25 protein-coding genes are annotated in these 25,556 nt (G+C 64.1%); 6 read left to right on the forward strand and 19 right to left on the reverse strand.

Translation table 11 applies throughout. From position 1 onward, the window contains the following. A partial coding sequence (locus JNK99_RS05605) for a TRAP transporter large permease subunit (protein ID WP_291849860.1) occupies positions 1–1,353 on the forward strand: 1,353 nt, incomplete at its 5' end. A 145-nt stretch (positions 1,354–1,498) separates the two neighbouring features. On the opposite strand, the gene JNK99_RS05610 is transcribed toward JNK99_RS05605, so the two are convergent. Beyond that, a complete protein-coding gene (locus JNK99_RS05610) occupies positions 1,499–2,578 on the reverse strand; it encodes a TRAP transporter substrate-binding protein (protein ID WP_291849862.1) in 1,080 nt (359 codons plus the stop codon). Between the two features lie 200 nt (positions 2,579–2,778). After that, on the reverse strand, positions 2,779–4,152 hold the full coding sequence (pmbA, locus tag JNK99_RS05615) for a metalloprotease PmbA (RefSeq protein WP_291849865.1): 1,374 nt from the start codon (positions 4,150–4,152) through the stop codon (positions 2,779–2,781). Between the two features lie 117 nt (positions 4,153–4,269). Between pmbA and yjgA the strand changes: the two genes are divergently transcribed. Beyond that, positions 4,270–4,806: a ribosome biogenesis factor YjgA gene (gene yjgA / locus JNK99_RS05620; RefSeq protein ID WP_291849868.1), complete on the forward strand. Its 537-nt coding sequence runs from the start codon at positions 4,270–4,272 to the stop codon at positions 4,804–4,806. Continuing rightward, positions 4,796–5,392: a molybdopterin adenylyltransferase gene (gene mog / locus JNK99_RS05625; protein WP_291849871.1), complete on the forward strand. Its 597-nt coding sequence runs from the start codon at positions 4,796–4,798 to the stop codon at positions 5,390–5,392. Before yjgA ends, mog begins: the two co-directional genes overlap by 11 nt. A gap of 12 nt (positions 5,393–5,404) precedes the next feature. Here the strand turns inward: mog and JNK99_RS05630 are convergent, their stop codons facing one another. Then, positions 5,405–6,940, reverse strand: coding sequence for a hypothetical protein (locus JNK99_RS05630; protein ID WP_291849873.1), 1,536 nt, complete (start codon positions 6,938–6,940; stop codon positions 5,405–5,407). Positions 6,941–7,065: 125 nt separating this feature from the next. Here JNK99_RS05630 and JNK99_RS05635 point away from each other — a divergent pair, with 125 nt between their 5' ends. The 3 genes from JNK99_RS05635 (at position 7,066) to JNK99_RS05645 (ending at position 8,927) form a co-directional block, all read left to right on the forward strand. After that, complete coding sequence (locus tag JNK99_RS05635) at positions 7,066–7,887, forward strand: thymidylate synthase (RefSeq protein WP_291849877.1); 822 nt, start codon at positions 7,066–7,068, stop codon at positions 7,885–7,887. A 9-nt stretch (positions 7,888–7,896) separates the two neighbouring features. Continuing rightward, the gene (locus tag JNK99_RS05640) at positions 7,897–8,427 is read left to right on the forward strand and encodes a dihydrofolate reductase (RefSeq protein WP_291849879.1); all 531 of its coding nucleotides are present in this window, start codon (positions 7,897–7,899) and stop codon (positions 8,425–8,427) included. Between the two features lie 65 nt (positions 8,428–8,492). After that, complete coding sequence (locus JNK99_RS05645) at positions 8,493–8,927, forward strand: DciA family protein (RefSeq protein WP_291849882.1); 435 nt, start codon at positions 8,493–8,495, stop codon at positions 8,925–8,927. Here the strand turns inward: JNK99_RS05645 and JNK99_RS05650 are convergent. The 16 genes from JNK99_RS05650 to mraW all read right to left on the reverse strand — a co-directional run. Further along, on the reverse strand, positions 8,914–9,102 hold the full coding sequence (locus tag JNK99_RS05650; RefSeq protein ID WP_291849884.1) for a hypothetical protein: 189 nt from the start codon (positions 9,100–9,102) through the stop codon (positions 8,914–8,916). The two genes, JNK99_RS05645 and JNK99_RS05650, sit on opposite strands and share 14 nt — an antisense overlap. 4 nt (positions 9,103–9,106) lie before the next feature. Next, on the reverse strand, positions 9,107–10,036 hold the full coding sequence (lpxC, locus tag JNK99_RS05655) for a UDP-3-O-acyl-N-acetylglucosamine deacetylase (protein WP_291849886.1): 930 nt from the start codon (positions 10,034–10,036) through the stop codon (positions 9,107–9,109). Between the two features lie 93 nt (positions 10,037–10,129). After that, positions 10,130–11,296 (reverse strand): cell division protein FtsZ, encoded by a 1,167-nt coding sequence (gene ftsZ, locus JNK99_RS05660; RefSeq protein ID WP_291849889.1) that lies wholly within the window; start codon positions 11,294–11,296, stop codon positions 10,130–10,132. 65 nt (positions 11,297–11,361) lie between these two features. After that, positions 11,362–12,591, reverse strand: a complete 1,230-nt coding sequence (gene ftsA / locus JNK99_RS05665) for a cell division protein FtsA (protein ID WP_291849892.1) — start codon at positions 12,589–12,591, stop codon at positions 11,362–11,364. Next, complete coding sequence (locus JNK99_RS05670) at positions 12,588–13,340, reverse strand: cell division protein FtsQ/DivIB (RefSeq protein ID WP_291849895.1); 753 nt, start codon at positions 13,338–13,340, stop codon at positions 12,588–12,590. The genes ftsA and JNK99_RS05670 overlap by 4 nt, the downstream gene beginning before the upstream one ends. A 3-nt stretch (positions 13,341–13,343) precedes the next feature. Then, a complete protein-coding gene (locus JNK99_RS05675; RefSeq protein WP_291849898.1) occupies positions 13,344–14,264 on the reverse strand; it encodes a D-alanine--D-alanine ligase in 921 nt (306 codons plus the stop codon). 5 nt (positions 14,265–14,269) lie between these two features. Continuing rightward, entirely contained in the window at positions 14,270–15,664 is a 1,395-nt protein-coding gene (gene murC, locus JNK99_RS05680; protein ID WP_291849903.1) for a UDP-N-acetylmuramate--L-alanine ligase, read from the reverse strand. Next, complete coding sequence (gene murG, locus JNK99_RS05685) at positions 15,661–16,716, reverse strand: undecaprenyldiphospho-muramoylpentapeptide beta-N-acetylglucosaminyltransferase (protein WP_291849905.1); 1,056 nt, start codon at positions 16,714–16,716, stop codon at positions 15,661–15,663. Before murG ends, murC begins: the two co-directional genes overlap by 4 nt. Beyond that, positions 16,713–17,873, reverse strand: coding sequence for a putative lipid II flippase FtsW (gene ftsW, locus JNK99_RS05690; RefSeq protein ID WP_291849908.1), 1,161 nt, complete (start codon positions 17,871–17,873; stop codon positions 16,713–16,715). Before ftsW ends, murG begins: the two co-directional genes overlap by 4 nt. Then, entirely contained in the window at positions 17,873–19,240 is a 1,368-nt protein-coding gene (gene murD / locus JNK99_RS05695; protein WP_291849911.1) for a UDP-N-acetylmuramoyl-L-alanine--D-glutamate ligase, read from the reverse strand. The genes ftsW and murD overlap by 1 nt, the downstream gene beginning before the upstream one ends. A gap of 1 nt (position 19,241) precedes the next feature. Beyond that, complete coding sequence (mraY, locus tag JNK99_RS05700) at positions 19,242–20,330, reverse strand: phospho-N-acetylmuramoyl-pentapeptide-transferase (RefSeq protein ID WP_291849914.1); 1,089 nt, start codon at positions 20,328–20,330, stop codon at positions 19,242–19,244. Further along, complete coding sequence (murF, locus tag JNK99_RS05705) at positions 20,330–21,709, reverse strand: UDP-N-acetylmuramoyl-tripeptide--D-alanyl-D-alanine ligase (protein WP_291849917.1); 1,380 nt, start codon at positions 21,707–21,709, stop codon at positions 20,330–20,332. Before murF ends, mraY begins: the two co-directional genes overlap by 1 nt. Beyond that, positions 21,706–23,217, reverse strand: coding sequence for a UDP-N-acetylmuramoyl-L-alanyl-D-glutamate--2,6-diaminopimelate ligase (locus JNK99_RS05710; protein ID WP_291849920.1), 1,512 nt, complete (start codon positions 23,215–23,217; stop codon positions 21,706–21,708). The genes murF and JNK99_RS05710 overlap by 4 nt, the downstream gene beginning before the upstream one ends. Then, the gene (locus JNK99_RS05715) at positions 23,214–24,968 is read right to left on the reverse strand and encodes a penicillin-binding protein 2 (RefSeq protein ID WP_291849923.1); all 1,755 of its coding nucleotides are present in this window, start codon (positions 24,966–24,968) and stop codon (positions 23,214–23,216) included. Before JNK99_RS05715 ends, JNK99_RS05710 begins: the two co-directional genes overlap by 4 nt. Further along, on the reverse strand, positions 24,965–25,243 hold the full coding sequence (gene ftsL, locus JNK99_RS05720) for a cell division protein FtsL (protein WP_291849926.1): 279 nt from the start codon (positions 25,241–25,243) through the stop codon (positions 24,965–24,967). Before ftsL ends, JNK99_RS05715 begins: the two co-directional genes overlap by 4 nt. A 1-nt stretch (position 25,244) precedes the next feature. Then, positions 25,245–25,556, reverse strand: a 312-nt coding sequence (gene mraW, locus JNK99_RS05725) for a 16S rRNA (cytosine(1402)-N(4))-methyltransferase (RefSeq protein ID WP_291849929.1), incomplete at its 5' end; no start/stop codon positions are given.

The raw sequence follows: 25,556 nt of genomic DNA on the forward strand, positions 1-25,556 counted from the left end.
CAACTCTTCCAGGCGCTGCCGGATCGCATCTTCGGCATCATGAACAATGACACGCTGCTGGCCATCCCGTTCTTCACCTTCATGGGCCTGATCCTCGAGCGCTCGGGAATGGCCGAGGATCTGCTCGACACCATCGGCCAGCTGTTCGGTCCGTTGCGTGGGGGTCTGGCGTTTGCGGTGATCTTCGTCGGCGCGCTGCTTGCCGCCACGACCGGCGTGGTGGCTGCTTCGGTGATCTCGATGGGCCTCATCTCGCTGCCGATCATGCTGCGCTACGGTTATGACACCAAGCTCGCCACCGGAGTGATCGCCGCCTCCGGGACGCTGGCGCAGATCATCCCGCCATCGCTGGTGCTGATCATCATGGCCGACCAGTTGGGCAAATCGGTCGGCGACATGTACAAGGGCGCCTTCCTGCCGGGCCTGACGTTGACCGCCTTCTACGTCGGCTATGTCGCGCTGGTGGCGATCTTCCGGCCGCGTGCCGCGCCCGCACTGCCCGCCGAGGCGCGCACCCTGCACGGCGGCAAGTTGCTGATGCGCGTGCTGACCACTCTGCTGCCGCCACTCTTCCTGATCTTCCTGGTGCTCGGCACGATCTTTCTCGGCATCGCCACACCGACCGAAGGCGGCGCAATGGGTGCCACCGGTGCCCTGATCATGGCGCTGGCCCGTCAGCGCCTGACCTGGAGCCTGCTCCGGCAGGCGATGGAAACGACCGCCAAACTGACCACCTTCGTGGTCTTCATCCTGGTCGGCGCGCGGGTCTTTTCGCTGACCTTCTACGGCGTGGACGGCCACCGCTGGGTCGAGCATCTGTTGACCGGACTGCCGGGTGGTGAAATCGGCTTCCTGATCGTGGTCAACACCCTTGTCTTCCTGCTCGCCTTCTTCCTGGATTTCTTCGAACTGTCATTCATCGTCGTGCCACTGCTCGGACCGGTCGCCCAGGCGCTGGGCATCGACCTGATCTGGTTCGGCGTTCTGCTGGCGGTCAACATGCAGACCTCGTTCATGCATCCGCCGTTCGGCTTCGCGCTGTTCTACCTGCGCTCGGTGGCCCCGGCCTCGGTCAAGACGACCGACATCTACTGGGGCGCGATCCCCTTCGTCTGCATCCAGATCATCATGGTCGCGATCCTCATCTTCTTCCCGCAACTGGTCACTTTCGGCCTCGACCAGGACGCCAAGGTCGATCTCGATGCGGTACAGATCGAGTTCCAGGGTGCCGATTACGGTACGCCCTCGACACCACCGGGACTGGGCAGTCCGAAGGATGCATCGCCGGCCAGCGAGGAGGATGCCGCGAGCAAGGCGATACGTGACGCCATCAAGCAGGACCAGGCGAAGTAAGCAGTGACTGTGCCCGACGGACGATGACGGATCGTCGGGCTGCCCGCCGCATAGGGGCAACACAAAAGGGAACGGAGGCTCGCGCCTCCGTTCCGTGTCGTTGGCAGGGCGCAGTGCCGGTTGGCGGCGGCTGCGCGTGCCAGGTCTAGCGTTTGCTGTACATGTAGTTCGAATAGGAGCCTTCGGCGAGGCGCAGCCAGAGGTTCTCGTCGTCCATGAACTTCTTGTAGTCATCGTAAACCTTCTTGAACTGCGGATTGGCCGCCGAGGTCTCGGCGTACAACTCCATGGCCGCCTTGTAACAGGCGTCCATGACTTCCTTCGGGAACTGCTTCAACTGCGTTCCCGACCCCACCAACTGTTTGAGCGCGGTCGGATTCTTGGAGTCATACTTGGCGACCATGTCGACGTGCGCGTCGGCACAGGCAAGTTGCAGAATGGTCTGGTACTCCTTCGGCAGCTCCGCCCATTTCTTCAGGCTGACGTAAGCCGACACCTGCGGGCCGCCTTCCCACCATCCCGGATAGTAGTAGAACTTGGCCACCTTGTTGAAGCCGAGCTTCTGATCGTCGTAGGGGCCGATCCACTCGGCCGCGTCGATCGTGCCCTTCTCGAGTGCCGGGTAGATGTCGCCGCCGGGAATCTGCTGCGGCACGGCACCAAGCTTGCTGAGCACGGCGCCGGCGAAGCCGCCGATGCGGATCTTCAGACCCTTGAGGTCGGCGGGCGTCTTGATCTCCTTGCGGTACCAGCCGCCCATCTGGGTCGTCGTATTGCCGCAGGGGATGGTCATGATGTTCGACTTGGCAAACACCTCTCCGAGCAGTTTGGTGCCGTTGCCGTAGCGCATCCAGGCGTCCATCTGGCGGTTGGTCATGCCGAAGGGAACGGCGGTTTCCAGAGCGTAGGTCGGATCCTTGCCGTAGAAGTAGTAGGAAACGGTATGCCCCATTTCGACCGTGCCGTCCTTGACGGCATCGAACACCGCCGGACCGGGAACGATTTCTCCGCCGGCGAAGACCTGAATCTGGAACTTCCCGCCGGTCGCCTCGGACACCCGTCTGGCCATGTGCTCGGCACCGCCGTAGATGGTGTCGAGGCTCTTCGGGAAGCTGGAGGCCAGGCGCCATTTGATGGTCGGGGCGCTCTGGGCGATGGCGGGCATGGCGACGCTACCGGCCGCAAGGCCGAAACCTGCATTCTTCAGAAACGAACGTCTTTCCACAATTTGTCTCCTAGGTGGGTTCTTGTACGTGTGGTGCCACGCGATTATAGCGAAAGCAGCCGTGCATGGCGCGTGGGTTTGCCGGAGAGCAGAGTGCTGCCAAGCCAAGGACAAGCGCCCAGCCCCGGTCCGAAGCGGGGCTGAGGCTGGGCCACCGCCACCGCAACGGTATCCGCGCAGACTATCGCCGTTGCGGCGAACTAGTCGCCCGCCACCTTCATCTGTTCGATCAGAATCGAACCGACCTGCTTCGAGCCGCGCACGAGAACATCGTTGCCCACTGCCGCAACGTTCCTGAACATGTCGCGGAGATTGCCGGCGATGGTGATTCCCTCGACCGGATGGGCGATCTTGCCACCTTCGATCCAGAAACCCGCCGCACCGCGCGAGTAGTCGCCAGTTACGTAGTTGACGCCGTGACCCAGCAGTTCGGTCACCAGCAGGCCGCGCCCCATCTTCCTGAGCAGCCCGGACAGATCACGCTTGCCCGGCTGGACGATCAGATTGTGGCAGCCGCCGGCGTTGCCGGTGGTCTGCATGCCCAACTTGCGAGCGCTGTAGGTGCTCAGGAAGTAACCCTGCAGGCACCCCCCGCTGATCACTTCACGGTCATGGGTGGCCACGCCATCACTGTCGAAATAGCCGCTGGCCAAGCCACGCGGCAGATGCGGCCGTTCGCTGACATTCATCTTGCGCGAAAAGACGCGTTTACCGAGACTGTCAACCAGGAAGGAAGTCTTGCGGTACAGACTGCCACCACTCACCGCATGCACGAAGTTGCCGATCAGCGAGGCGGCCAGCGGCGCTTCGAAGATGACCGGAACCTTGCAGGTCCTGATCTTGCGTGCGCCGAGGCGTGACAGGGCGCGCTGCGCTGCCCGTTTGCCGATCGACTCGGCGGAGCCGATCGCCAGCGGGTCGCGGGCGGTGGCGTACCAGTCGTCGCGCTGCATGTTTTCGTTCTTGCCGGCGATCACCGAGCACGAAAGGTAATGGCGCGAGCTCGGATAACCGCCCATGAAACCGAGGCTGTTGGCCGAAACGAACTGTCCCTCCTGGAGCGAAACGGTCGCCCCTTCCGAGTTGCTGACCTCGGGGCTGACGGCAAATGCCGCCTGCTCGCAACGCCCGGCGAGTTCGACCGCTTCTTCAACCGAGAGCAGCCAGGGATGGTAAAGGTCGAGGTCCGGTCTGCTCCCGACATCGGTTGCCAGCAAGCCGGCTTCGGCAAGACCGGCGCAGGGGTCGGCGGCGGTAAAGCGAGCGATGTTCAACGCTGCCTCTACCGTCTCACGCACGGCCCGCGACGAAAAATCGGAAGTGCTGGCATGCCCTTTGCGCTGTCCGAGGTAGACCGAGACGGAAATTCCCTTGTCGCGGTTGTACTCGATGGTCTCCACCTCGCCGCAACGCACGGTGACCGACTGGCCGAAGCCGGTCGACACATCGACCTCGCAGGCACTGGCCCCATGCCCGGCGGCATGCGCCAGGACGTCGCGCGCCAGTTGCTGCAGCGTGTCGGCACTGTGACTGAAGCGTGATTCGGCTATCTCGGGGCTGGCTGGACGGAGCATGAGGGCGGCGACCGGAGGAAAAAGCCGCTATCATAGCAGCTCCCTGGCCGGCAGCCGCTGTACTGCGGTACTGCCTGCGGCTTCCATCTGCCTGCCGAAAGAACCGGTCGCGAGTCAATGATCACCTGCGAAGAAGAGTCTCCCCCGCCCTCGAAAACCCGGCGCAAGCGCGCGATGGAAGAACTCCAGATCCTGGGTGAGGAGCTGGTTGCTTTGCCGGCGGATCGTCTGCGACAGGTTCACCTGCCCGAGGATCTGGCTACCGCGGTGCACGCGGCTCGCCGCATGTTGCGCCAGGACGACGCCCGGCGCCGGCAGATGCAGTACATCGGACGCCTGATGCGGGGCGTTGACGCGGAACCGATTCGCACGGCGCTGGCTGCCGTGCGCGGCGACTCCGCCGGGGAAACGGCCAGACTGCACCGTCTGGAACGTCTGCGCAGCGAGTTGCTGGCGGACGAGAAACTCCTGTATGCGATAGCCAGCCAGTTCCCGGCTGCCGACCTGCAGCAGCTTCGCTCACTGCGCCGGGCAACGCTGCTCGAGCAGGCACAGAGCAAGCCACCACGCAATTACCGCCTGCTCTTTCAGGCGCTCAAGGAACTCGACCGGAACGCGCCGGCAAGCAACCAGGAGGAGCCGGATGAGCGGTGATGATGAGCTGCTGATCGGTCTGCTGTCGATCAGCGACCGCGCGTCGCAAGGGGTCTACCAGGATCAGGGCATCCCGGCCCTGCAGGAGTGGTTTGCCAGCGCGCTGAGCAGCCCGTGGCGGACCGAAACCCGGTTGATTGCCGATGAGCGCAGCGCGATCGAGCAAATCCTGGTCGAGCTGGTCGATCGGGTCGGCTGTCATCTGGTGCTGACCACCGGCGGCACCGGTCCGGCAGCCCGCGATGTCACTCCGGAGGCCACGCTGGCGGTGGCGGATCGGGTGATGCCGGGCTTCGGCGAGGAGATGCGGCGGATCGGCCTGAACTTCGTGCCGACCGCAATCCTCTCGCGTCAGGTCGGCGTCATCCGTGGCCAGGCATTGATTCTCAATCTGCCTGGGCAACCCAAGTCGATCCGGGAAACGCTGGAGGGGGTCAAGACGGCCGACGGTAGCGTGCGAGTGCCCGGTATCTTTGCCGCCGTGCCTTACTGTATCGACCTGCTCGGCGGTCCTTACGTCGAGACCAACGAAAGCGTCATCGCAGCCTTTCGGCCAAAGTCCGCCCGGCGAGCCAGGCCGGCCTGATCCGCTCGCGCCTCAGCCGGCCGCCGGCTCACGGAAACGGGCGATCTCGAAGTCGCTGCCACTTTCTTCCAGCTCCATCGGGGTCAACACGTGTGGGCGTCCATCCAGAATGAGGTCGAGACTTTCCCGCACCCTGAAGCCGCCCAGCGGCAAGACCATGCGCAATACGCCGGTCTCGCCACGGTCACGCAAACAAATGCCGGGAACGGCCACGGCCACCGCGAAGCCACTACGGCGGGGGCGCAGTTCGACGCTCTGGGCACGCCGCGAGAGCACCTGCACGCCGACGCCGGTCTTGCCGCCGGCCAGCCCGCCGAAGCGTCTGACCACTCCCAGCAACCAGTTGTCTCCCCCTTCCACCTGCAGGCAGAGCAAGGTGCCAAGTTTGATGCGGTCGTTCGCTGCCGCGCCATCCATGATTGCCCGGAAGCCACCCAGGCTGACATTCTCGACCAGCCAGTGCTGCAGGCAGCCGGCTTCGCCGTGCAGATGCTCGGCCGCTCCGGCGAACACCATGAAGCAGTGTTCAAAGCCGTCAAGTACGGCCATGCGCGTCCTGACCGGGTGCCGCTGATACGTCCTCCGGGGCGGCTGCAAGGCCCAGTAGGTGCACAGATGACGCAAGACGGGGAGCAGGGCCTTTGGTTGATACTCGGCACCGAGGTTGAGATCGCGCGGAACGTCTCCCCGTTCGACCGCGTGGATCAGTTCGGTCAGCGCTGCCAGTGCCGGGGCCGGGGAAAAGAAACGCTGGCTGGAGCAGGCATCAGCGGGACGCCGCACCAGACGGGCCGGCGCCACCCCACTCGCGGCGTCGACCCAATAGACGCTGTCGGGACGAGGGCTGGTTGACAGGACGACGCCGGAGAGGAACTGGGCGATCAGTCGATCGGCCATCTCGATCTGTTCCGGCAGCAACTGGTCCATCGACGAGCAGTCGAAGATCAAGGCGTGCAGGTATTGCTGTGCGACACTGGTGAGCCCTTTCTGGGCCGGATAGAGCTGTACCGGCTTCTGTGCGAGGCCCGCTTCCTCGGCCGCCAGGTAGCTCGCGCCGAGGCATTGCCAGAGATCTTTCTCAACCGGTGCATAGCGATAGGCAAGCCACTTCAGACGACAGCGGCGCGCCGCCTGCACCCGGGTTTCGACGAGCGGTAGCGCAGGCTTGAGCAGTTCGCTGCCTCTACTCTTGGGATCGAGCCGGGCACGCTCCAGACACAAGGAATAGATTGCCGCCAGTTCCCTCCAGTAGCCATGACACTTCGTCCACAGCCGCTGCTGTTCCGGCGCCGACAGGTGCTGCGATTGCAGGTAGTCACGCGTCAGCCGGCGCAGATGCGGTTGTGCCGCGTCGTCAAGCTGGCGCAGGATGTCGAACAACTGATCGATCCGGAAGTTTCGGGCATGCTTCAACGACTCGAACCAGGTGGTGACTTCATCGACCGCAGTGACCGGCCGATCAACCAGCAACTCGCCGAGAATCCGCTTCAACTCCTTGCCATCCGCCAGCGGATGATCAGGGCGTTGTGAGAACAGTTTGAGGATCATCGAAAGACTGTCAGGTGACGAATCGCCGAATTGGAACGGGCAATTGTAATCCACCAGCACGACGAATGCCGAGTATTGCGGCTCTGGGATTACAATGCCGGCTGGCGGTTCGACGAACAGATGGCATGAAACAGTATCTGGACCTGATGCGGCATGTCCTCGAACAGGGCAACCTGAAGACCGATCGTACGGAAACCGGGACACGTTCGGTGTTCGGCTGGCAGATGCGTTTCGACCTTGGCGCGGGCTTTCCGCTGCTGACGACCAAGCGACTGCACCTGCGCTCGATCATCCACGAACTGTTGTGGTTTCTCAAGGGCGACACCAACATCCACTACCTGCAGGAAAACGGGGTGCGCATCTGGGACGAATGGGCCGACGGCAATGGCGACCTTGGCCCGGTCTACGGACATCAGTGGCGCCATTGGCAGGCGGCGGACGGGCGCCAGATCGACCAGATGGCGCAACTGGTCGAAGGCCTGAAGAGCAACCCGGATTCGCGTCGCCATCTGGTCAGCGCCTGGAACCCGGCTGACGTCGAGCGCATGGCGCTGCCACCCTGCCATGCCTTCTTCCAGATTTACATCGCACCAGCCACCCCATCGGATGCGGATCGCCGCGCCCGACTTTCCTGCCAGTTGTACCAGCGCAGCGCTGACATCTTTCTTGGCGTGCCGTTCAACATCGCTTCATACGCCCTGCTGACCCTGATGCTGGCGCAAGTCTGCGGTTATCGGCCGGGCGACCTGGTGCACACCTTCGGAGACGCCCATCTTTACAGCAACCACTTTGCTCAGGCGAATCTGCAACTGGGCCGTGAGCCGCGCGCCTTGCCGACGATGCGCCTGAACCCCGAGGTGCATGACCTGTTCGGCTTCCGCTTCGAGGACTTTGCGCTGGAGGGCTACGACCCGCATCCGCACATCGCCGCACCGGTTGCCGTCTGAGCAGCGACGATGCTCGCCCTGATTGCTGTCGTGGCAAGCAACCGCATGATCGGCCGGAACCAGCAACTGCTCTGGCGGTTGCCGGAGGACATGCGCCACTTTCGCAGTACCACCTCCGGCAAGCCGGTGATCATGGGTCGAAAGACCTGGGAGTCGCTGCCGCCAGCCTTTCGTCCCTTGTCCGGCCGGCACAACATCGTCGTCAGTCGCAACCCGGCCTACGTCGCGGACGGCGCCAGCCTGGCAGCTTCGCTGCCGGAGGCGATCCGTCTGGCGGGCGCTGCCCCCGAGGTGTTCGTCATCGGTGGAGCGGAGCTGTATCGCCAGGCGCTGCCACTGGCTGGTCGCCTCTACCTGACCGAGGTGGCGGCCGAGGCCGAGGGCGATGCGATCTTTCCCGAATTGTTGCCCGGCGACTGGCGGGAAATCTCGCGCCGCAGCGGACAGGTCGATGGTGCGGCGTCGGGCACCACCTTCGATTTCGTGATTTACGAGCGCATTCGGGCAGAGAAGTGCGACTCGGCGGCGCCGGCTGATTAACCCTCTTGCCAGAGGGTCAGCGATCAGGCTAGCATGTCTTGGTTGTTTCTCCTGGAACCTGGAAAATGGCGGACTCGCTGCAGTCTTATCTGGATGCCGCCGAGGGTGCCGACAAGGTGATGGCTCATGCGCGATTGCTGGTCCGGCTGGCCGGCCTCTATCAGCAGATCGCACCAGCGCATCTCGTACAAGCCAGCCGGTTGGCCAATTTCAAGTCGGGGGTCGTGGTGATCCATGCAAGCAGCGGTGCGGTGGCGACCAAGCTGCGCCAGGTCGCACCGACGCTGGTCAACGAGCTGGCGAAGCACGGTCTGGAGTGCAGCGCGGTTCAGGTCAAGGTGCACGCCTGGCAGGCACATGAAACGAGCCGCGCGCTCGTGAGCAAGCCGCTCAGCGCCGGTAGCAGCCGGCAGTTGACCGCCTTGCGCGACGCGCTACCCGGCTCGCCGTTGCGTCAGGCGATCGACTGCCTGTTGACGCGCTCGGCTAGACAGGAATGACGGCGACACGTTCGATGATCAGCAACGCGAAGATCAGCAGCGCGACCAACAACGAATAACGAAACAGACGCCATGAAAACTGCAGATAGCGCGCGTCGCGGGTGAATACGAAAACCACCACGCCGCCGGCCACGGCCAGCACGGTCAGTACGGCCAGCAGGCGGAGCAGCCACATGCCGTCAGAAGGCCGGTGCCGCCAACCAGCGGGAGACGGTCCATGGGGCCAGCGCGCTGTCTTCGAAGCTGACGTACTCCCATGCCTGTGGGTTGGCCAGTAGCTTGCGGGCCAACTGGTTGTTCAGCGCATGCCCGGACTTGTGCGCCGTGAAGCTTGCCAGCAACGGGTATCCGAGGAGGTAGAGGTCGCCGATCGCATCGAGCACCTTGTGCTTGACGAACTCGTCGCTGTACCGCAGGCCGTCGGCATTGAGCACACGGTACTCGTCGAGCACGACCGCGTTGTCCAGGCCGCCTCCTTGCGCCAGACCGTTCTCGTGCAGCCATTCCACTTCCTGCATGAAGCCGAAGGTGCGTGCGCGCGCCACTTCACGGACATAGGAGTGTTCGGCAAAATCGATGATCACCTGCTGCCCGGTGCGGTCGATCGCCGGGTGGTTGAAGCCGATCGAGAAGGACAGGCGGAAGCCGTCGTAAGGCTCGAGCCTTGCCCACTTGACCCCGGAGGGGTCCTGGTCATGCACTTCGAGCGGGTGCTTGATGCGGATGAAGCGCTTGGCAACCGGTTGCTCTTCGATGCCGACCGACTGAACGAGAAAGACGAAGGGCGAGGCAGAACCGTCGAGAATCGGCAGCTCGGCAGCATCGATGTCGACGAACGCATTATCGATACCGAGCCCGGCAAATGCCGACATCAGGTGTTCGATGGTACCGACCTTGACGCCGTCACGTTCGACGCACGAGCACATGCGGGTATCACTGACCAGCAGGGCGGATGCCGGCAGATCGATCACCGGTTCCAGATCGACGCGGCGGAAGACGATGCCGGTCCCGGGCGCTGCCGGACGCAGGCTCATGTTCACCTTGACTCCGGAATGCAGACCGACGCCCGCTGCGCGGACCACCGCCTTGAGTGTTCGCTGCTTTAACATGTGTCTGAAAAAATGGGAATCGGTGGATTCTAGCACAGCCTGGGCCGGCCAGGCGCCCACCGATTCCCGCAGAGGAATGACGACCAGGCCGGCTCAGTCCGCCTGTTTTCTGAGGAAGGCCGGGATGTCGTAGCGATCGACCCCGCTGTTGGCCAGGGCTTCGACGGTGGCGCTGCGGCCCTTGCGAACGATTGCCGGTACCTGGTCCAGCGAAGCGTAGTCGATCGAACCGACACCAAATGGTCCGTCGGTGCCGGTAGCCTGACGCTCGGTGTTGCGAATCACCTCGAAGTTTTGCCGTTTGGCCTGTGCCTGTCCGAGACCGGTGGCGACCACCGTCACCCTGATTTCCTCGCCCATCTGCTCGTCGTACACCGCGCCGAAGATGATGTGTGCGTCTTCGGCAGCAAAGGCGCGTACGGTATTCATCACTTCGTTCACTTCCTTCATCTTCAACGAGCGCGAGGCGGTGATATTGACCAGCACGCCCTTGGCTCCGGAAAGGTTGACTCCCTCGAGCAGCGGGGAGGCGACTGCCCGTTCCGCAGCGATCCGCGCCCGGTCTACGCCGGCGGCGTTGGCCGAGCCCATCATGGCCATTCCCATCTCGCCCATCACCGTGCGCACATCCTCGAAGTCCACGTTGACCAGACCGGGGAAGTTGATGATCTCGGCAATGCCGCCGACTGCGTTGCGCAGCACATTGTCGGCTGCCCGGAAGGCCTCGTCCATCGAGACGTCGTCACCGAGCACGTCCATCAGGCGGTCATTAAGGATGACAATCAACGAATCGACGTGTTTCTGCAATTCGGCAATGCCGACCTCGGCCACCTTCAGCCGCTTGCCCTCGAAGCCGAAAGGCTTGGTCACCACCGCGACGGTTAGCACCCCGAGTTCGCGCGCCACCTCGGCAACGATGGGCGCCGCACCAGTTCCCGTTCCGCCCCCCATGCCGGCGGTGATGAAGACCATGTGGGCACCCTGCAGCGACGCGGCAATCGCCTCGCGCTCCTCGATCGCCGCGCTGCGTCCGGCTTCCGGCTTGGCGCCCGCACCGAGACCAGTCTTGCCAAGCTGCAGCTTCTGGATCGCAATGCTGCGTCCGAGGGCCTGTGAATCCGTATTGGCAGTGATGAAATCCACGCCGTTGACCCCCTCGCGGATCATGTGATCGACGGCGTTGCCGCCGGCCCCACCAATACCGATCACCTTGATCACGGTATCCCGCTCGCCTTGTTCCTTGTCTATGATTTCGAACATTGTCGCCTCCTCTGCAAAAATTCAAAAGCTGTCAAAAAAAACGGGGATTGCTGCTTCCTGCTGGTTCAGAAATTCTTTTCGAACCAGGATTTCATGCGCCCGAACACCTGCTTCACATCGCGTGTTTCCCGCACCTTGAGGCCGCGTTTCCTTTGCGTGTGAGCTTCGAGCAGCAAGCCGCAAGCGGTGGCAAAACGTGGACTCTGCACCACATCGGCGAGCGCCCCCTGATATTTCGGGACACCCAGACGGACGGGCATGTGGAAGATTTCCTCGCCGAGCTCGATCATCCCCGGCATGACCGAAGCACCTCCAGTCAGTACGATGCCGGACGACAGGACGTCCTCGAAGCCCGAACGACGCAGCTCCGCCTGGATCAGTTCGTACAGTTCCTCGACGCGGGGCTGGATGACGTCGGCCAGAGCTCGCCGCGACAGCTTGCGCGAAGGCCGGTCGTCGACTCCGGCGACATCGAGCACATCCTCCGGATCGGCGAGTTGGGCAAGGGCGCACCCGTATTTGCGCTTGATGTCTTCGGCCTCGCGGGTCGGTGTGCGCAAGGCCATGGCAATATCGTTGGTAACCTGATCGCCGGCGATCGGGATGACCGAGGTGTGGCGGATGGCGCCCTGCGTCCACACCGCCAGGTCGGTGGTGCCGCCACCGATGTCGATCAGGCAGATCCCGAGGTCCTTCTCGTCCTCGGAGAGGACGGCACAACTCGAGGCCAGTGGCTGCAGGACCAGATCGTTGACTTCGAGACCGCAACGGCGGACACACTTGACGATGTTCTGGGCTGCCGAAACCGCACCGGTCACGATGTGCACCTTGACCTCGAGGCGAAAGCCGCTCATGCCGATCGGCTCGCGGATACCATCCTGGTCGTCGATGATGAATTCCTGGGTAAGGATGTGCAGGATCTCCTGGTCGGCTGGAATCGGCATGGCACGCGCCGTCTCGATCACCCGCTCGACATCCATCGGGGTGACTTCCTTGTCCTTGATCGCCACCATGCCATTCGAGTTGAAGCTCCTGATGTGGCTGCCGGCTATCCCGGTGTACACATCGCGTACCTTGCAATCGGCCATCAGCTCGACCTCCTGCAGCACCCGCGAAATGGTCGCCACCGTCTCCTCGATGTTGACCACAACGCCTTTTTTCAAACCCTTCGATTCCTGCGAACCCATGCCGATGACGTTGAGCCTGCCTTCCGGAGTGACTTCCGCAACCAGCGCAACAATCTTCGAGGTGCCGATGTCGAGTCCAACGATCAGATCCTTGCTATCCCTGCTCATTTCTTTCCTTTGACTTCCTGAACTGCACTGGCCGGAAAGCGCAATGCGAAACCATTTGGATACCGCATATCCACCGCCAGCGGTCGCACATGGCGCGCATCCGAGACGGTCGGGTAGTAGTCGACGAAGCGTTGCAGACGCATGCGGATCGGTGCCTTCAATTGTTCGCGACCGAGCTCAACCAGCATGCCATCTTCCAGTTTGAGCAGCCACGCCAGGCGTGGCGACAGCGCCACCTGTGCCGGAGGCAGACCGACTGGCTTGAGCAGTTCGGCGAACTCCCCGTAGCGGCGCAGAACCTCGCGTGAGCTGCCGGCCGGTCCGCTCAGTCGAGGCAGTCGCTGCTCGCGCGTCAGCGTGGCCGCGAAGACCTCGCCGAAGGTATTGACCAGTTCGCCCTGGCCATCCCCCCAGTGCGCGGCCGCCTGTTGCTCCTCGATGCGCACCTCGATGCGCGAGGGCCATTTGCGCCACAGTTCGGCGCGGCGCACCCAGGGCAGTTCCTCCAGCGCCCGGCGCAGCGCTTCGAGATCGACGGTGAAGAAGTTGCCACGCAGCAGTTCGGTCAGAGCATCCTCCAGTTCGCCGCGTTGTACCGAACGCAGCTCGCTGGTGATCTGCACCTCGTTGAGTGGAAACAGACGCATGCGGGGCGTTCCCCAGACCACCGCCGCCGCCAGCAGGGCAGCCGCACCGGCCAGAAAGAGCAGGTCGGAAATCGCCGTCAGCAGGTGCGGTTTGTGCCACATCGTTCATCCCAGGGTGGCAAGCGCCAGAACGCGAAGCACCAGTTCATCGTAACCGATGCCGGCTGCGCGTGCAGCCATCGGCACCAGCGAGTGATCGGTCATGCCGGGGGAGGTGTTCACCTCCAGCAAGTAGGCGCGCCCACTGCCGCCCGCCTGGTCCATCAGGAAGTCCACCCGGCCCCAGCCACGGCCGCCGAGTATGCGAAAGGCCGCAAGAGCCTGGGCACGAAGTTCGTGCTCGCGCCGCTCCGGCAAACCGCAGGGGCAACGGTAGACCGTGTCGTCACGCAGGTACTTGGCCGCGTAGTCATAGAACTCGTTCCCGGGTTCGATCTTGATGATCGGTAGCGCCTGGTCGCCGAGAATGGCAACCGTGTATTCTCCACCAAGAATCGCCTGCTCGGCCAGTACCAGTGGGTCGTGTCTGGCCGCAGCGGCATGTGCAGCGCGCAATTCACCGGCCTGCTTGACCTTGGTAATGCCGATCGACGAGCCTTCGCAAGCGGGTTTGACAAAGAGTGGCAGGCCGAGCTGTGCCTCGACCCGAGAAAGATCGGTCGCTGCATCGAGCAGTACGTAGTCGGGTACCGGCAGACCGGCAGCACGCCAGAGCATCTTCGTGCGCCACTTGTCCATGCCGAGTGCCGAGGCCATGACGCCACTGCCCGTGTAGGGGACACCCATCAGTTCGAGCGCGCCCTGGATCGTTCCGTCTTCGCCATATCGTCCGTGCAGCACGATGAAAGCGCGGTCGAAATTGGCCAGTTCATCGAGTCGGCGCGTCGCCGGATCGAAAGCCTGCGCGTCAACACCCTGACGCTGCAGGGCGGCCAGCACACGAGAGCCGCTGTTCAGCGACACTTCGCGCTCGGCCGAGCGGCCGCCGAAAAGCACCGCCACCTTTCCGAAATCCCTCGCGTCCATCTTCCTCACCCCTGAGCGGCAAGCAGCTTGCCGGGCACCGCGCCGATCGAGCCGGCACCCATCGTCATCACCACGTCGCCGTCGCGCGCCGCATCCAGAATCACCTGCGGCAGGTCGCCCACCTGTTCAACGAAGACCGGTTCCACCTTGCCGACCACGCGCAGGGCGCGCGCCAGGGCGCGTCCGTCAGCTGCGACGAGCGGCGCTTCGCCGGCCGCGTACACTTCGCCAAGCACCAACGCATCGACTCCGCTCAGCACTTTCACGAAATCGTCGAAACAGTCACGTGTGCGGGTGTAGCGGTGCGGCTGGAAGGCAAGCAGCAGGCGGCGGCCGGGGAAGGCGCCACGGGCTGCCGCGAGGGTGGCGCGCATCTCGACCGGGTGATGGCCGTAATCGTCGATCAGCGTCACCCGCCCACCTTGCGGCAGCGTCAGCTCTCCGTAACGTTGAAAACGCCGGCCGACGCCGCGAAACTCGCTCAGCGCCTTGACGATCGCCGTGTCGGCTACCCCCAGTTCGCTGGCTACCGCAATCGCCGCCAGGGAATTGAGCACGTTGTGCCGGCCGGGCAGGTTGAGGGTGACCGGCAGTCGGCTCACCGTGCCGTTGACCCGGATGCAGTCGAAACACATCTGACCATCGATCGCGACAACGTTTTCAGCATAAACGTTGGCCGCTGGATCGAAACCGTAGGTGACGATCTGCTTGCTGACCAACGGCATGATCTCCCGCACATTGGCGTCATCGGTGCAGAGCACCGCCACGCCATAGAACGGCAGGCGTTGCACGAAATCCACGAAGGCCTGCTTCAGGCGACTGAAATCATGGCCATAAGTCTCCATGTGGTCGGCATCGATGTTGGTGATGATCGACAACACGGGCGAGAGCAGCAGGAAAGAGGCGTCCGATTCATCGGCCTCGGCGACCAGGAAGTCACCCGAACCGAGACGGGCATTTGCCGCGGCGGCGTTGAGTCGGCCGCCAATGACGAAGGTGGGGTCCATGCCGCCTTCAGCGAGAATCGAGGCCACCAGGCTGGTGGTGGTGGTCTTGCCGTGTGTTCCGGCGACGGCGATCCCCTGCTTGAGCCGCATCAGTTCGGCGAGCATCTGGGCACGCGGCACCACCGGCACCTTGCGACTACGTGCGGCGATGACTTCCGGATTGTCCGACCTGACCGCCGACGAGATCACCACGGCATCGGCCGTGCTGACGTTCCCGGCGGCATGGCCGACCATGGTGCGTATGCCGAGCGCGGCGAGCCGTCGGGTGGTCGAGCTGTCGGCCAGATCCGAACCGCTGACCGAGAACCCGAGATTGGCCAGCACTTCGGCGATGCCGCTCATGCCCGCACCGCCGATGCCGACGAAATGGATAGTCTTGACCTTGTGTTTCACGCGGCGAGCTCCTCGCACATTCTGGCAAGTTCGGCCGTTGCCTCGGGCTTGGCCAGGGCACGCGCCTTCTCGGCCATTTCCTGCAGTTCGTGGCGCGGATAGTTGCGCAGCTCGCTGATCGATTCGGGGGTCAGTCGCTCCTGCGACAGCAGGGCCGCCGCGCCGGCCTGCGACAGAAAACGGGCGTTCAGCGTCTGATGGTCATCGACGGCGTGGGGAAAGGGTACCAGCACGCTGGCCACGCCGGTGGCGGCCAGCTCGGCAACGGTGAGCGCACCGGCCCGACAGATCACCAGGTCCGCCCACTCGTAGGCGCCCGCCATGTCTTCGATGAAGGCAACACAATGCGCCGGTACCCCGGCGCTTGCGTAGTTCTCCCGCAGTTGTTCGAGGTGTTTCTCGCCGGCCTGATGCACCACCAGCGGTCGCTGTTCTGCGTCGATCAGTGCCAGCCCCCTGGGAACCATCTCGTTGAGCGCGGTGGCACCCTGACTGCCACCGAGGACCAGCCAGTGCAGCGGGGCATCGCGCCCGGCAAGGCGCTGCGCCGGTGCAGGCAGACCGGTCATCTCGGGACGCAGGGGATTACCTACCCAGACCCCCCCGGGCAAGGTGTTCGGAAAGCCGCAGGCAACCCGTTTGGCCCAGCGGGCAAGTACCCGGTTGGCCAGGCCGGCGATCGAGTTCTGTTCATGAATGATCAGTGGCCGGCCGAGCAGGGCAGCCATCATGCCGCCGGGAAAACTGACGTAGCCACCCATGCCGAGGACGACATCCGGCCCGACGCGGCAGATCTCGCGCCGCGCCTGCCAGCAGGCCGAGAACAGGTGCAAGGGAAGCAACAGCTTGCGCAGCAGTCCCTTGCCACGTAACGCAGCAAAGCGGACCCAGGCCATCTCGTAGCCGCGTGCCGGTACCAGCTTGGCTTCCATGCTGTCCGGAGCGCCCATCCAGACGACCCGCCAGTCGCGCTGGCGCAGCAGGTCGGCGACCGCCAGCCCGGGAAAGACATGGCCGCCGGTCCCCCCGGCCATGACCAGTAGCGTCCTCATACCTTGGCTCCGCGCATCATCTGGCGATTTTCCCAGTCGATGCGCAGCAGTACCGCCAGGGCCACGCAGTTGGCCAGAATGCCGGAACCCCCGAAGCTCATCAGTGGCAAGGTGAGCCCCTTGGTCGGCAGCACACCCATATTGACCCCCATGTTGATGAAACCCTGTACACCGAGCCAGACGCCTATCCCTTGTGCGACCAGCGCCGAATACAGCCGCTCGAGCGCCACCGCCTGGCGGCCGATGGCGAAGGCGCGCTGGATCAGCAGACCGAACAGGAGAATGACGATCAGGACACCAACGAAGCCGAGTTCCTCGGCGATCACAGCGAGCAGAAAGTCGGTATGCGCTTCCGGCAGATAGAACAGCTTCTCGACGCTGGCACCGAGCCCGACACCGAACAACTCGCCACGACCAAAGGCGATCAGGGCGTGCGACAACTGATAACCGCGACCAAAAGCGTCCGCCCAGGGATCCATGAAACCAAAAATGCGATCGCGCCGGTAGGGAGAGAAGATGATCAAGGCTGCAAAGGCCGCAGCCAGGACGAGAATCAGGACGACGAACAGGCGCGCCCGCATGCCGCCCAGAAAGAGGATTGCCATGGCAATCGAGATGATTACCACGAAGGCGCCGAAATCGGGCTCCTTGAGCAGCAGAACACCGACTGCCACCATGGCGCTGGCGAGCGGCAGGAAGGCCTTCTTCAGATCGTGCATGTGCGGCATCTTGCGCGTCGTGTAGTCGGCGGCGTAGAGCACGGCAAACAGCTTCATCAGCTCGGAAGGCTGCAGGTTGACCAGGCCAAGCGGCAGCCAGCGACGAGCGCCGTTGACATCCCGTCCAATGCCCGGAATCAGCACCAGCGCGAGGAGCACGAAACCGGCGACGAAAAGCCACGGTGACCAGCGCTGCCAGGTGGTCATCGGCACCTGGAAGGCAACACCGGCGGCCACCAGCGCGACGATCAGGAACAGTCCGTGGCGCAACAGGAAGTAGGTCGACTGATTGCCGGTCTGGCGTGCTGCCTCGGCCGTCGCCATCGATGCCGAGTACACCATGACCATGCCGATCACGAGCAGCACCAGCGTGCTCCACAACAGTGCCAGATCGATTTCGGAAGGCAGGCGACGCGGGGTGTCCAGGGTGTGCAACATCAGGCAGCCTCTCTTTCGATGCCACGCACGGCATCAACAAACACCGCCGCCCGGTGTGCATAATCACGGTACATGTCCATGCTGGCACAAGCCGGGGAGAGCAGTACGACATCCCCGGCCTGCGCCTGGCCGGCACACCAGCGCACCGCCTCGGGCATGTCGGCACAGAGACGGAGCGGCACCCCGCAACCCTCGAGCACGCCGGCGATCACTGCTGCGTCGCGACCGATCAGCGCTGCGGCACGCGCATGCCGCGCGATGGCGCTGCGCAACGGGGTGAAGTCCTGACCCTTGCCGTCACCACCCAGGATGATCGCCACGCGACGGCCAAGCCCCTCGACCGCCGCCAGGGTGGCGCCGACATTGGTCCCCTTGGAGTCGTCGAAATAGCTGATCCCCTGAATCTCGGCGACCCATTCGACGCGATGCGCCAAGCCGCCGAAGGAAGCCAGGGCCGACAGCACCACATGGGGATCGATGCCGATTGCCTCGCACAGCGCGAGCGCCGCCATGGCATTGGCGGCGTTGTGCCGACCGATCAGCTTCAGTGTGCCTGCCCTGATCAGGCGTTCTCTGCCGCGCACGATCCAGCCATCGACCAGTCCGTAGTCGGCGTCACCGGGTGCCGGATCAAGCCCGAAGGTGACCACCCGATGCTCCGGTCGGCTTGCTCCCAGGCTGCGCCGATCATCGCGATTGAGCACCAGAACGCGGCATCCCCGGGCGATGCGCGCCTTGCTGGCAGTGTAGGCGTCCAGGTCGATGTAGCGGTCGAGATGGTCCTCGCTGACATTGAGCACGGTGGCCGCATCGGCATGCAGGCTGTAGGTCGTGTCGAGCTGGAAACTCGACAGCTCGAGCACCCACACGGCCGGCAAGGCGTTGCCGTCGATGGCGTCCATCAGTGCATCGAGCGCTGCCGGACTGATGTTGCCGGCCACCGCCGTGCTGCGGCCGGCCGCACGGCACAGCGCACCGGTCAGCGCGGTCGTGGTGGTCTTGCCATTGCTGCCGGTGATCGCAATCAGCCGCGCCTGCGGGGTGACCCGTCGAAGGCCACGGACGAACAGTTCGATTTCGGAGACGACCGGCACGCCGCGCAGCATGGCCTCCCTGATCAGGGCTTCCTCAATCGGTACGCCGGGCGACAGGGCGATCAGTTCGACTCCGGCAAAGGTTTCGGGCACCAGCGGGCCGGTCAACAGGACGGCTTCCGGCAGCGTGGCGCGCAGCGCGGCGACCTGCGGCGGTGCCTGGCGGGTATCGGCAACGCGTACCCGCGCCCCCTGGCGTGCCAGCCATCTGACCATCGCCAGCCCGCTCTGACCGAGGCCGAGCACCAGTGTGAGTTTCCCCTGCAGGTCCATGTCAGCGCAGCTTCAGGGTGGACAGGCCGACCAGCACCAGCATGATGGTGATGATCCAGAAGCGACCGACGACCTGAGTTTCCTTCCAGCCACCGAGTTCGAAGTGATGATGCAGCGGCGCCATGCGGAAGATGCGCCGGCCACCGGTCATCTTGTAGAACAGCACCTGGGCGGCCACCGACAGCGTTTCCGCGACGAAGATACCGCCCATGATTGCCAGGACGATTTCCTGGCGCACGATGATCGCCACCGTCCCCAGAGCGGCGCCGAGTGCCAGCGCGCCGACATCGCCCATGAACACTTCGGCCGGGTAGGCGTTGAACCAGAGAAATCCGAGCCCGGCACCGGCCATTGCGCCGAGCAGGATGGCCAGTTCGCCAGCTCCCGGAATGTAGGGCAGGAACAGATACTTGGCATAGACGGCGTTGCCGGCGACGTAGGCAAAGATTGCCAATGCGGCGGCGATCATCACGGTGGGCCTGATCGCCAGGCCGTCGAGACCGTCGGTCAGGTTGACCGCGTTGCTGGTACCGACGACCACGAGATAGCTGAGGACAATGAAACCGATCACCCCGAGCGGATAGGATACGGTCTTGAAGAAGGGAACGATCAACTCGAGCTGGGCCGGCCCGCTCGCCGTCAGACCGAGGTAGAGGGCGACCAGCAGACCGATCGCCGATTGCCAGAAGTACTTCCAGCGCGCCGACAGACCACGCGGGTTGCGGTGCACCACCTTCTGCCAGTCGTCATACCAGCCGATGCTGCCGAAACCGACGGTGACGATCAGCACGACCCAGACGTAGCGGTTGCCGAGGTCACCCCACAACAAGGTGGTGGTGATGATCGCGATCAGGATCAATGCGCCGCCCATGGTCGGTGTACCGGACTTGATGAGATGCGTTTCGGGACCGTCGTTGCGCACCGCCTGGCCGATCTTCTTGGCAGCCAGCCAGCGGATCAGGCGCGGCCCGGCAATGAAACTGATGATCAGCGCGGTCATCGCCGAGAGGACCGTGCGCAGGGTGATGTAGCCGAAGACGTTGAAGGCACGCACGTCCTGCGCCAACCACTGTGTCAGCCAGAGCAGCATCAGGCGTCCTCCCCGGCAGGCAGGCTGATCGCTTCGACCACCCGCTCCATGTGCATGAAGCGCGACCCCTTGACGAGAACGGTGGTCTGCGGACCGAGTTCGTCGCGCAGCACGCCGACCAGCTTCTCGACACGCGTGTAGTGCTCGCCACCCGCACCGAAGTTGTGTGCTGCCAGGGCGCTCGCCTCGCCCAGCGTCAGCAGGCGGTCGACTCCCTGACTCTTGGCATAGCCACCGATTTCGTCATGGAACTGGCCGCTCATCTCGCCAATCTCGCCCATGTCACCGAGTACCAGTATCTTGCGGCCGATGGTGGACGCCAGTACATCGATCCCGGCACGCACCGAGTCGGGGTTGGCGTTGTAACTGTCGTCGAGCAGGACGGCACCGTGCACCGCCTGCCGCTGCTGCAGGCGCCCCTTGAGGCCGCGAAAGCTGGCCAGTCCGGAGTGCACGTTGGCCAGCGGAATTCCGGCAGCCAGGCAGGCCGTCGCGGCGGCCAGCGCATTGCGCGCATTGTGCCGCCCGGGCAGCGTCAACTGGACACTGAAGCGCCCGACGCCGGTGCACACGGTGAGCCGGCTTTCGAGACCATGCAGGCAGACCTCACCGCTGACGTCGGCCGGCCGTTCGAAGCCAAAGGTCATCACCCGCAGGCCGCTGCTTTGCTCACGCCACAGGTTCGCCCAGGAATCGTCGGCATTGAACACTGCAATCCCGTCTTCCTCGAGCCCCGAATAGATGCTGCCCTTCTCCCGGGCGATCGCTTCGAGTGTTCCCATGCCGGCCAGATGCGCCCTTTGTGCGTTGGTCACCATGGCGACCCCGGGTCGGGCGATTCCCGCCAGGTAGGCGATTTCGCCTGGATGGTTCATTCCCATCTCGATAATCGCCGCACGATGGCCGGCACTCAACTGCAGCAGGGTGAGCGGCAGTCCGATGTCGTTGTTGTAGTTGCCACGGGTCGACAGGACCGCTTCGCCAAAGGCCGCGCGCAGGATGCTGGCGATCATCTCCTTGGTCGTGGTCTTGCCGTTACTGCCGGTTACGGCGATCAACGGCAAGCTGAATCGACCGCGCCAGTCGGCCGCCAGAGCGCCGAGCGACAGCCGGGTTTCGGCCACCTCGATGAGCGGCAGGCCGAGTGGCTGCAGACGCTCGACCGCATCCGCCGCCACCACCGCCGCCACCGCACCCCGCTCCCGCGCTGCCGCCACATAATCGTGGCCGTCGAAATTGTCGCCACGCAGGGCGACGAACAGCTGGCCGGCGGCAATGCTCCGACTGTCGGTCGACACGCCGCAGAACGTCGGATTGTCGCCGATCAGAGTGCCAGCCGTGGCCCGCGCAACGCTCAGCAGATCCATCGTCACACTCATCGTCCTGCCTCGCGTCGGGCGGCCAGCGCCGCTTTTGCCTGCGCGCTGTCGGAGAACGGCCGCCGTACCCCGGCCGTCTCCTGGTATGCCTCGTGCCCCTTGCCGGCAATCAGGACCACCTCGGCCGGGTGGGCAGCGAGAATCGTCCGGCGGATCGCCTCGCCGCGCTCCGCAATCACTTCCGCCGTCGGGGCAGCACGGCGAATCTCGTCGAGAATCGACTGCGGGTCCTCACCGCGCGGATTGTCACTGGTCAACACGACGCGATCGGCATGGCGCGTGGCGACTTCTCCCATCAACGGCCGCTTGCCCCGGTCGCGATCGCCACCACAGCCGAAAACGGCGGTCAGACCGGCGCCACGCGCGATGGCCACCGGGCGCAGCGCGCGCAGTGCGCTCTCCAGGGCATCCGGGGTATGTGCATAATCGACCACCACCAATGGCTGGTTGTCGCCGCCGACCTTCTCCAGCCGCCCGGCGGGTGGCGTCAGGTGAGCCAGTCGTTCGGCAACCTCCTGCGGTGTCAGACCGGCATCGAGCAGGACGGCGGCGACGGCGAGCAGGTTGGCCACGTTGTAGCGCCCGAGCAGGCCAGTCTCCACCAGGGCGCGACCGTTCGGCGCGCACAGGTGAAAGCGCATGCCATCAATCGTCTGCTCGATGTTTTCTGCGCGGATCGTTCCTTGCCGGCGATCCGGCTGCTCCTGCTGGGTATAGCCGATCACCTTGGTGGCGGTGGTCAGGGTGGCCAGGTCACGCCCACAGGGGTCGTCCAGATTGCACACGGCCAGACGCAGGTGCGGCCAGGTGAACAACTTCGCCTTGGCCTGGGCATAGGCGGCCATGCTGCCGTGGTAATCGAGATGGTCGCGACTGAGGTTGGTGAACACCGCGATGTCCACCCGGGCGCCATCGAGACGCCCTTCGGCGATGCCGATGGAACTGGCTTCGAGTGCGCAGGCCTGCACCTCGTGGTTGGCAAATTCGGCGAGGCAACGCATCAGGGTGGTTGCTTCGGGCGTGGTGAAGCCGGTATCGATCAGCTTGTCCGGCAGTCCGGCACCCAGCGTGCCGATGATTGCGCAGCGCCGCGGGTGAGCTGCACCGATCCACTGCGTGACGCTGGTCTTGCCGTTGGTTCCGGTGACGGCGATCAGCGACAGGCGCTCGCTCGGCCGCTCGTGGATGGCGTGTGCCAGTGGGCCGCGCAACTGGCGCAAACCGGTGACCGGCCAGTTGGGCAACTGCCAGTCGTCGCGCCAGACGAAATCATCCGGTGCCGTGCCGCCCTGTTCCCAGAACACCGCGGCGGCACCTCTGGCGATGGCATCGGCGACAAAGTGGCGGCCGTCGGCCAGTTCGCCGGGACAGGCCAGAAAGAGATCGCCAGGCACCAGCAGCCGGCTGTCGTCGCTCACTCCGCCCGGCACCACGCCGCGGCTGACCAGGCGCTGCAGCAGGTCGCCAATGCGGTCGTCACGACGATCACGCGCCGTACGACTGCTCACAGCCTGGCCTTTGCGGCAACCGGAGGTTTCGGGGTCTCCGCGACGACCAGCGGTGCATCGGGAGCAACGCCGAGCGTGCGCAGGGAGCTGCTCATCACGGCGGCGAAGACCGGTGCGGCAACCTCGCCGCCATAGTGTTTGCCGGCGCTCGGTTCATCGATCATGACGGCGACGATCAAACGCGGGTCGGATACCGGCGCAAAGCCGACGAAGGAAGAAACATACTTGTTGGCGTAACGACCACCTTGCAGTTTGTGTGCGGTTCCGGTTTTGCCGGCGACCCGATAACCGGGGATTTGGGCTTTCGGTGCCGTTCCGCCGGACTGGACCGCCATCTCGAGCATGACACGCACGTCGCGCGCCGTCTTCGGACTGAATACCGTGGCGCCCGTGGCGGCCGACGAATCGACGCGGGTCAGGGAGAGCGGTACGAGGTCTCCGTCGCGCGCAAAGACCGAATAGGCGCGGGCCAGCTGGATCAACGAGACGGAAATGCCATGCCCATAGGCCATGGTGGCCTGCTCGATCGGTTTCCAGCTCTTCCATGGGCGTACCCGGCCCGTCACCTCGCCGGGAAATCCCAGATGAGGCACCTGTCCGAAACCGACGTCGTCGAACATTTCCCACATCTTCTGCGACGACAGCATCGCGGCGATCTTGGCGGCGCCAACGTTCGACGATTTCTGAATCACCTGTGCCACGCTCAGCGCCCCATGCGGATGCGCGTCGGCAATCGTTGCGTTGCCGATGGTCAGCCGACCCGGTGCGCAGTTGATGATGGTGTCCGGGCGGACCTTGCCGCTTTCCAGCCCGAGGGCGATGGTGAAAGGCTTGAGCGTCGAGCCGGGCTCGAAAGTATCGGTCATCGCGCGATTGCGCAACTGGGCACCGGACAGTGCCTCGCGATTGTTCGGATTGTAGGTTGGCCAGTTGGCCAGGGCGACGATTTCGCCGGTGCGCACATCAAGGACGACCACGCCGCCAGCCTTTGCGTTGTTGTCGCTGATCGCCTGCTTGAGGTGGCTGTAAGCCAGATACTGGATCTTCGAATCGAGTGCCAGGCGAATCTCCTTGCCGTCCTGCGGCTGCCTGATCGAGCCGACGTCCTCGACGATCTGGCCACGACGATCCTTGATGACGCTGCGACTGCCGGGTTGTCCGAGCAGTTGCCCGTGAAACGCCAGCTCCACACCTTCAAGTCCTCTGTCGTCGACACCGGTGAAGCCGACCATGTGCGCCGTCATCTCGCCGGTCGGATAGAAGCGGCGATACTCCTTGTCCTGGCCAATGCCCGGCAACTTGAGTGCAGCAATCCGATCGGCCACCGCCGGCGGTATCTGACGGCGAAGAAAGACGAAGGTCTTCTCGGCGCTCAGCTTCTGCGCCAACTGGCGGGCATCCATCTCGAGCAGGGATGCCAGCTGGACGGTCTGTTCGGGGGTGAGCTTGGCGACCTGCGGAACCGCCCAGACCGACTTCATCGGCGTCGAGATGGCCAGCACATCGCCGTGCCGGTCGGCGATCTTGCCGCGCGAAGCACTGATTTCGATATCGCGCCGGTAGCGTGACTCGCCCTTCTCCTGCAGGAAGTCGTTGTTGAGAACCTGCAGGTAGAAGGCACGGCCGATCAGCATGCCAAACGAACCGAGGATCAGCAGACCCATGAGCCGTGAGCGCCAGGTGGGCAGGCGCATCTGCAGCAGCGGGCTTTCGGCGAACTTGTGCGCCACTTTTCCCTTGAAACGCATCATCGCGAAGCTCCTCCAGTCGACGCCGAGGTGATCACCCGGCCGGTTTCCGGCGTGTTCATCTTGAGCTTCTCACGGGCGATCTTCTCGATCCGCGGTGCCGCTCCCCAGGTCGACAGTTCCAGTTGCAATTGGCCAAACTCGACCTCAAGTTGCCGCGCATGCTCCTGCTCTGCTTCAAGTGCCTGGAAGATCTTGCGCGCCTTGTGCTGTGCCGTGACCACACCGAGACTGCAGAGCACCAGGGCAAACAGCAGGATGACGTTCAGACGAACCATCTCAGGCAGCCTCGAGCGCCAGTTTTTCCGCCACCCGCATCACGGCGCTGCGCGCCCGCGGATTGGCCGCCACTTCGGCGATGCTCGCCCGACACGGCTTACCGACCAGACGAAGCTTCGGCTGGGGCAGTTCGGCCGTGCGCAGCGGGAGTCGCCTGGGGGCATGATCAGGCGCCGCCTCGTCGCGCAGAAAGCGCTTCACGATGCGGTCCTCGAGCGAGTGAAAGCTGATCACCACCAGGCGCCCGCCCTGTTTGAGGGCGGCCATTGCTTGCGGCAACACTAGCGCGAGTTGTTCGAGCTCTTGATTGAT

The sequence above is a fragment of the Accumulibacter sp. genome (assembly GCF_016789985.1).
In the GTDB taxonomy this organism is placed as follows: Bacteria; Pseudomonadota; Gammaproteobacteria; order Burkholderiales; family Rhodocyclaceae; genus Accumulibacter.